5 protein-coding genes are annotated in these 5,240 nt (G+C 68.1%); 1 reads left to right on the plus strand and 4 read right to left on the minus strand.

What is annotated here, in order from left to right; genetic code table 11:
* Positions 1 to 1,032, plus strand: a 1,032-nt coding sequence (locus WA944_RS22685) for an acetolactate synthase large subunit (protein ID WP_526647372.1), incomplete at its 5' end; no start/stop codon positions are given.
* Positions 1,033 to 1,044: 12 nt separating this feature from the next.
* On the opposite strand, the gene lpqN is transcribed toward WA944_RS22685, so the two are convergent.
* From lpqN to WA944_RS22705, 4 genes are all read right to left on the minus strand, one after another.
* Positions 1,045 to 1,767, minus strand: coding sequence for an envelope biogenesis lipoprotein LpqN (gene lpqN / locus WA944_RS22690; RefSeq protein WP_526372706.1), 723 nt, complete (start codon positions 1,765 to 1,767; stop codon positions 1,045 to 1,047).
* Between the two features lie 75 nt (positions 1,768 to 1,842).
* On the minus strand, positions 1,843 to 2,982 hold the full coding sequence (locus WA944_RS22695; RefSeq protein ID WP_526609440.1) for a 3-ketosteroid-9-alpha-hydroxylase subunit A: 1,140 nt from the start codon (positions 2,980 to 2,982) through the stop codon (positions 1,843 to 1,845).
* Positions 2,975 to 4,528, minus strand: a complete 1,554-nt coding sequence (locus WA944_RS22700; protein ID WP_526647373.1) for an FAD-binding protein — start codon at positions 4,526 to 4,528, stop codon at positions 2,975 to 2,977. Before WA944_RS22700 ends, WA944_RS22695 begins: the two co-directional genes overlap by 8 nt.
* The coding region (locus tag WA944_RS22705; RefSeq protein WP_526647374.1) for an AMP-binding enzyme at positions 4,525 to 5,240 on the minus strand (716 nt) is incomplete at its 5' end. The genes WA944_RS22705 and WA944_RS22700, both read right to left, overlap by 4 nt.

The following is a 5,240-nucleotide window of genomic DNA, read 5'->3' on the forward strand; positions in this document are numbered from 1 at the left end:
GTCGCGCCCGCCGTGGACCGGGACGGCCTCCGCGCCGCGCTGGAAACGCTGCGATCCGGTGCGCCGACGGTCATCCTGATCGGCGGGGACGCGACGCGGACCCCGGGACTGGCTGCGGCAAGCCGCATCGCGCAGGCCACCGGGGCCAGAGTGCTGTGCGAGACGTTCCCCGCCCGGCTGGAACGTGGGGCGGGGGTGCCCGCCGTGGCGAGGCTGGCGTACTTCGCCGAGGCCGCGGAGGCGCAACTCGCCGGCGCTGCCCACCTGATCCTGGCCGGGGCGAAGTCTCCGGTGTCGTTCTTCGCCTACCCGGACAAGCCCAACGACCTGGTCCCCGAGGGTTGCGAGGTGTACCTGCTGGCCGAGGGCGCCGGCGCCGCGGCGGCACTGGAACTGCTCGCCGACGAACTGGCCCCGGGCGCATCCGCTGCCGTGGCGCCCGCAGCACGGCCCGAACTGCCGACCGGCGATCTGACCGCCTTCACCGCCGCCGCTGTGGTGGCCGCACTTCTTCCCGATCGGGCGATCATCGTCGACGAATCCAACACCGCCGGAGTCGGAGTCGCTGCCGCGACGGCGGGCGCCCCGGCGCACGATGTGGTGACGCTGACCGGGGGAGCGATCGGCTACGGCATCCCGGCGGCAATCGGCGCCGCGATCGCCGCGCCGGAACGGCCGGTGCTGTCGTTGCAGGCCGACGGGTCGGCGATGTACACGATTTCCGGGTTGTGGACGCAGGCGCGAGAGAACCTCGACGTGACCACGGTGATCTTCGACAACGGTGCCTACGACATCCTGCGCATCGAACTGGAACGCGTCGGCGCGACGAGCACCCGACCGCCGGGCCCCAAGGCGCTGGACTTACTCGACCTGAGCCGTCCCGCAATCGATTTCGTCAAGATCGCCGAGGGTATGGGTGTTGCGGCCCGGCGGGCGACCACCGCCGAGGAGTTGGCGGCCGCGTTGGCCGATGCGTTCCGCGAGCCGGGGCCGCACCTGATCGACGCCGTGGTCGGTTCACTGGCCGGCTGACCGGCTGTTCCGTCAGGGCGTGATGACGGTTTCGTCGTCGATGATGTTCGTCGCAGCGCCGACTACGTCCATCTGGCTCTCGAGGCCGTCGGCGTTGAGCTGCAACACGTAGACGCCGTCGGACCACGGGATCACCACCGTCTTCTGCGCGACGATCTTCTCCACACCGTCCTGCACCCAGGTGCCGCCGAGCTGGAATGCCGGGAAACCGCTGAGTGAGCTCTCCCGGCCGTTGGTCAACGGACTCCAACCGGGAAGGTTCGCCAACTCGCCGGGCGCATGGTCGAGAATGGCCTGCGGATCCACATCGCCGGTCAGCTTCGACAGCAACGCGACGATGCTCGGCGTGTACTCCCGCGCTTCGGGCCCGTCGTAGAGGATGGCGCCGTAAGTCCATTCCGGGGCGTCGGGACCGGCGTCGCGCCAGCCCTCGGGGAAGGGCAGGTTGATCCGAGGGGCACCGGAATCGCTACGGCTGATCGGGGTCTCCTGGATCCCGTTGGCGACGATGTAGTCGACGATCGTCGGGTTCGACCCCTTCGGGTCCTCGTCTCGCGGAGCGATCCTGGTCGTCGAGGGTGCGGCCGCCGCGCTGGTTGTCGTTGCCTGCGACGTGCTGGTCTCAGACGACTCCGAGGTGGCGGAACCGGTCGTGCTATCCGAGCCGCAGCCCGTGGCTACGGTGGCCAGGGCCGCAGCGATGGCGGCGAAGCGGGTGACGGCCGAGAGCTTCATGGCTGAACTCCTGTCGATACCAGTTGTCCAGCGAGCCTAAGTCAGCGGGCGTCCCTGTTCGTTGGGTACTTGTACTCAACTTCGGGCGCGGGCCGCCAGGTTCTCGGCAACCTCCTGCTGCCACAGATCGTTGGCGTGGGTGGTGTCGACCTCCTGCTCGAACCTGTCGGTCATGTCGGCGGTGACGTCGGCGAGGTCGGTGTAGAACTGCTGGTACCAACGGCGATGCTGGTACACCGGCCCGTCTTCCTCGGTGAGTAGCGGATTGTCGATGCGGGTCTTGTTCTTCCAGATCTCGACGTCCTCGAGGAAACCTTCGCCGAACGAACTGTTCATCGCCGCGGCGAGTTTGGCGGCCTTGTCGGCGGGCAGCCCCGGCATCTGCTGCACGGCCACCCCCCACTGCAGGACGAACGAGCTGTGGCTGACCGGGTAGTGGCAGTTGATCAGTGCCACCTCGACGGTGAAGTCCGGGCCGAGGTCGTTGTGCAGCCAGTTGATCATGTACGCCGGACCGAAGTAGGTCGCCTCCGAACGCAGATACGTTCCGTCCCAGAGCTTGTCGAAGTTCGCCGAGGTGTCGGGTCGCGGCTTGGACTCCATGAACTGACTGGCGGTGTGCCCTTCGATGACGTTCTTGAAGTACGTCGGGTAGGCGTGGTGGATGTAGAAGAAGTGCGCCATGTCGACGTTGTTGTCGACGATCTCGCGACAATGCGCGCCCTCGATCAGGATCGAACTCCACTGCCACGGTGACCAGAGGCCCTCGTCGAAGCCTTCGATCGTCGGCGGGGTCAGTTCAGCTGGGGGAGTGGAACCCTCGGAGTCGTGCCAGACCAGCAACTGACCGTTGACCTCGGTGGTGAGCCAGGCCCTGGTGCGGGCCAGCCGCGGGGTCCGCTTGGCGTACGGCACCAGGGTGCACTTGCCGTCGCCGCCCCAGCGCCAGTCGTGGAACGGGCAGGCGATGTCGTCGCCGTTGATGGTGCCCTGGGCGAGGTTGCCGCCCATGTGCCGGCAGTAGCCGTCCAGGACGTTGAGCGCGCCCTTGGAATCCTCGAACACCACGAGCATGGTGCCGAACGCGGTGATGCCGTGCGGCTGGCCGTCGCGGAAGGACTCGGCAAGGCCCAGGCAGTGCCAACCGCGGGCGAATCGCGTCATCACGGCGCCGGTGTCGATCTCGCGGACGTTCTCGGTCGCTGTCTCACTCATGGCTGACTCCTTTTTCCATGTCCAGCACAGCCAGGTGGCTGAAGACCATGCTGGTTCCGATCGGATTGCCGCCGCCGGGGTAGACGGTGCCGCTGGGTGCTGCCATCGTGTTGCCGGCTGCGTAGAGTCCGACGATCACATTGTCCGCCGCGTCGAGCACCCGCGCGGCGGTATCGGTGCGCAGACCGCCCTTGGTGCCCAGATCGGACACGCCGAATGCGGCCGCGTGGAACGGCGCACGTTCAATCGGGTAGAGCGGTGGGGCGCCGGCGGAGAACGCGCGGTCGTAGGGTTCGTCGCCGCGGCCGAAGTCATCATCGCTGCCGTGCCGCACGAACTCGTTGAACCGCGTCACCGTGTCCAGCAGATTCTGCGGTGGCACGCTGATCTCGGCGGCGAGTTGTTCGAGGGTGTCGGCAGTGCGCCACAAGCCCGCGTCCACGTATCTCGCCGGCTCGACCGTCGAGACGTTGGTCGCCTTGACCGGCGGGACGCCGTCCTCGGCGTTGTCGTAGATCATCCAGAGCGGCAGCGTGACTGTGCCTGCGTCCATCGCAGCGAGGATCTCGCGCCCGAGACGGTCGTAGGCCGCCGACTCGTTGACGAACCTGCGTCCGTTGTCGTCGACGAAGATCCCCCCGGTGAACCACAGCGCGAAGGCCGAGGTGCCGTCGGGATGGGTCAGTCCCGGCGACCACCACGCCTGGTCCATCAAATCGGTGTCTGCCCCAATGGCCATCGCTGCCAGATGGGCCAGGCCCCGGTTGCCCAACGGCCCCATGGTGTCTCGTGAGTTCCCGGGAACGCTGTAGCACTGCCGCATGTCGTCGTTGTGTTCGAAACCGCCTGCGGCCAACAGCACCCCGCGCCGGGCCCGGATGGCCCGGCGTTGCCCGTCGGTCTCGACGATCGCGCCGACGACGGCACCGTCGTCGACAACCAGCTCGGTGAGCGCCGTGTTCCGGCGGGCGGAGAAGTGCGGATACTTCTCGGAGGCCGCAAGGAACCGGGCGATGAGCGCACGCCCGCCGACAAAATAGTCCTCCGGTTGGGGCCGGCCCAGCCGGTCGGCGTCCAGCGGCCCGCGGACGAGTTCGCGCAGCGCGGGTGCGGCCGCGACCTTGAGAGGTTTGGCCGCGATGTGCCGCATGCCGTCGGCGCGTGCCTTCGGGGCCTTGCCGAAGTAGTCGGGCCAGGGCAGCAGGGTGAACTTCAGCAACTCGTCGGACTCGAGGTACTCGACGAGCGGCGCACCGCTGCGCACGTAGGTCTCCTGCAGTGCTTTCGGCGTGCGGTCCCCGACCACCGCGGTGTAGTACTCCAGCGCGTCGTCGATGCTGTCGTCGGTGCCCGCGCGCAGCAGAACCGGGTTGCAGGGGAACCACATCCCACCCCCGCCCGAGTACGCGGTGGTGCCGCCGAACTTGTCGGTGGCCTCGATCAGGATGACGTCGAGACCCTCTCGTGCGGCGGTGTACGCGCCGGTGACCCCGCCCGCGCCGGATCCGGCCACCAGCACATCGGTCGTCTCGTCCCATTCAGTCATGCATGGATTTTCCTTCCGTGCGTGGCGAACTCCGCATCCAGGGCCTGCCGGTCGGCGTCGGTCATCCGGCGGTAGCGCGGACGGCCCCGGCCCGCCCAGCGGTACACCGGTTCGGCGGTGTGCCAGCGCTGCGCCTGCAGATCCCGTTTGAGCACCTTGTGGGATCCGGTGGCGGGCAAGCTGCCCGACACCCGGATGAAGCGTGGGGTTCCCTTGGCCCCCAGGTCATGCTGGGCGGCCAGGAACGCCGTGAACCCGTCGACGTCGAACGTCTCGGGATCGGCGACCTCGACGGCAGCCATCACCTGATCGCCCGAGCGGGGGTCGGGTACGCCGTAGACCCCCGCGGTGATCACGTCCGGACAACGCCGGATGACGCGTTCGATGTTGAGTGCGGAGATGTTCTCGCCGTCCACCCGGATCCAGTCACCGCGCCGGCCGGCGAAGTACAGGAACCCGCCATCGTCGAGGTACCCGAGATCGCCGGACCAGTACCAGCCGTTGCGGACCCGTTCGGCATCCGCGGCGTCGTTGCGGTAGTAACCCTCGAAATCGGGCGCACCGCGCTGGTCGACGATCTCGCCGATGGCCTCGTCGGGATTGAGTACCTTGCCATGGACATCGAGAACCGCTGCCGGACAACGATCAAGCGAGTCCGGGTCGACGATGGCGACGTCGGGGTGCGCCGGCCGGCCCAGCGCCCCCGCGGGTG

Source organism: Mycobacterium sp. (assembly GCF_049683355.1).
GTDB lineage: Bacteria > Actinomycetota > Actinomycetes > Mycobacteriales > Mycobacteriaceae > Mycobacterium.

Excerpts from the sequence above, each read along its gene's own strand:
- lpqN (WP_526372706.1), bottom strand. The coding sequence starts at position 1,767 with ATGAAGCTCTCGGCCGTCACCCGCTTCGCCGCCATCGCTGCGGCCCTG.
- WA944_RS22695 (WP_526609440.1), bottom strand. The coding sequence starts at position 2,982 with ATGAGTGAGACAGCGACCGAGAACGTCCGCGAGATCGACACCGGCGCC.
- WA944_RS22700 (WP_526647373.1), bottom strand. The coding sequence starts at position 4,528 with ATGACTGAATGGGACGAGACGACCGATGTGCTGGTGGCCGGATCCGGC.